Annotated in this window: 1 protein-coding gene; it reads right to left on the bottom strand. The window is 29.2% G+C overall.

Features of this window, described 5'->3' with window-relative positions; genetic code table 11:
• Positions 1-477 precede the first annotated feature (477 nt).
• On the bottom strand, positions 478-2501 hold a 2024-nt coding region (locus ACKI5C_RS09690), incomplete at its 5' end, for a condensation domain-containing protein (protein ID WP_407432920.1).

Here is a 2501-nt window from a genome sequence, read left to right as displayed (position 1 = left end):
AAATAAACTTAAATCAAAATTTATTTTACTTTGAAAAAATATGACGTATTAAAATTGTTATTAAAAAGTATTTATGGGAAACTATGAATTAATTTTATATTGGAGACTTTTGGAGTTTTTCATTGGAGACTTTTGTAAATGTAATTAATTTCCACAATAGTTCGTCATCTTAATGTTTTCTTCAGTATTTCATTGATGTGTTGTTAATATGGGAACATTTGATTAGTAATATTTGTTCGTATTATATGAAACAAGATTTCGATTTTTAGTAGATAATTTCCATACTATTACGCCAATAATAATTTCAATTCCTAATCAAAGACGATTAAAATTATTTTGGGTATTCTAAAGTGATTATTTTAAATATATAAACAATCCTTCCATCATTTTCTTTGATACTTTCTCAATCAATTTTCCCGCAGTTAAATCCATATACCTTAATAGTGCAAGAATACACTGACTTCTAAAATCAAAAAACTATTTTAAGGTATCGCTCAAATCAGAAGATATGTCTGCATTGATAATGTTGGATAAAATTGACATATACATATCTTTGAAATCTTCAATCATCTTATCTGAATACTTTCTTGAATGTGTGATAAATAATGTATAGTCATCACCGTTTTGGTAAACCTGAACAAGTAACTCTGTTAAATAATCACTGAAGTTATTGAGGACATAATTCATAATTTCTTCAGAATCAATATCTCCAATACTGTCAACATCCCCTGTAAACTCATCCGCAATCCAATTTGGAACAAATTGGAATAATATATTTACTTCAAAATCATATTTCTGATAAAGTAATAAAATTGGATAATAACTGTGCCTTAATACCCCATAAACAGTATCTGCAACATCATCAATATATGAATTGATACTTTGATTATTGCAGTCAATAACTACTGGCATTACATTGGATGTCATGCCTATAAAATTTTCGTCATATCTGTCTCTTCCATTTTCAATCATTGTAAATATTACTTTATTGCCGTTTACGAATTGGGATAAAGCATAAGAAAATACGCTGGTGAACAATACATTCTCACTAATTCCAGTATTCCTTAAAAATGATTTGAATGTTGTTTTATCAAATTTTAAATCATAAGATAATAATTTATATCCTTTAGCTGATGGATTATCTTCTAACAATATACCTGCATCATCAACATCTGACAGGATAGTCTGATAAAATTCACTGGCTTCATCGAATTTTTCAGTATTTTTTATTTGATGTGTGAAAGCAGATGATTTTAAAAAGGTATCATCGAAATCTATGCTGCCCCCATCAAGAAGAGTTATTAATTGACGTTTGAATATGCCTGCAGACATAGCATCAAAAATTATGTGGTGAATCATATAAAATAAGTAATATGATTCTTCGGATTCAACAATCATAAACTTAGAGAGATAATTATATAAATCAAAACTTTCAGCAAAGAAATCAATTAGAATATCTTTATCAAGTTTAGATTCTACTGAAATTGTAGGTTTTTCTCCCATCACCAAATACGGATATTCTCCTTTAAATAATTTTATAGTAATTTTAAGCATTTTATAAAGGCCTTTTACATCCCTTATTCCATATTTCTTAACTATATCCATGATTTTTTTTATTCCGAATTTTTCAGCTGTTTTTATTAAATCTTTAAGCAAATCCGAATTAGAGACATCAGCATCATTTGTTTCATACATCTCACTTAAATGTGTGCTTAAAATAGGATGCATATCAAATAATTCATCTAAAGAATCCAGTATTTTTTCAAGACCATATTTCTTGGAAATAGAAATATAACCTGGTACATGGTAAGCATTCTTTTTATTATAAATATTTACATCTGCAAATACATTGATTTGTGCTGAATTCAATGGACAACCATCTTCTAAGGAATAAATGTCCAAATCAAAAGAAAATTCAGACATATTCTTTGCAATTGCCTCAGGGGTGCGGAAAGTAAAGATATCTGCCATAGTAACATCATCAGATTCAATATAATTTAACAGTTTAATTGCAGTTAATGAATCTCCACCCAAACGAACAAAATCATCATATATACCAATTTTATCCAAATTCAATGCATTTTCAAAGGCTTTAACAATTTCTTCCTCATTTTCATCCCGTGGAGCAACATAATCCTCATGCAGACTATCCATATCAATATCCGGCAAAGCGTGTTTGTCCACTTTACCATTAATATTCAAAGGAATGTTTTCCAATTTCATTACAAATGAAGGCACCATATAATCAGGTTTATGTTTACCCACATAATCACAAACCAAGTCTTTAAGATGTTCTTCATCGGATTCATCAGATACTACATAAGCTATTAATTCATTGTTTTCGTTTATATTGACTATTTGGACAGTTACATCATCTATAATATCCATTTCTCTTATCACTGCTTCGACTTCTGTGAGTTCCAGACGGTTTCCTCTGACTTTTATCTGACCGTCACGACGGCCTACAATACCGTAAGTTCCATCAGGCAATATCCTTGCCA

It is taken from the genome of Methanobrevibacter sp., assembly GCF_045646045.1.
In the GTDB taxonomy this organism is placed as follows: domain Archaea; phylum Methanobacteriota; class Methanobacteria; order Methanobacteriales; family Methanobacteriaceae; genus Methanocatella.
The sequence above is the reverse complement of the archived record's forward strand: the minus strand, read 5'-3'. Positions and strand labels throughout refer to the sequence as shown.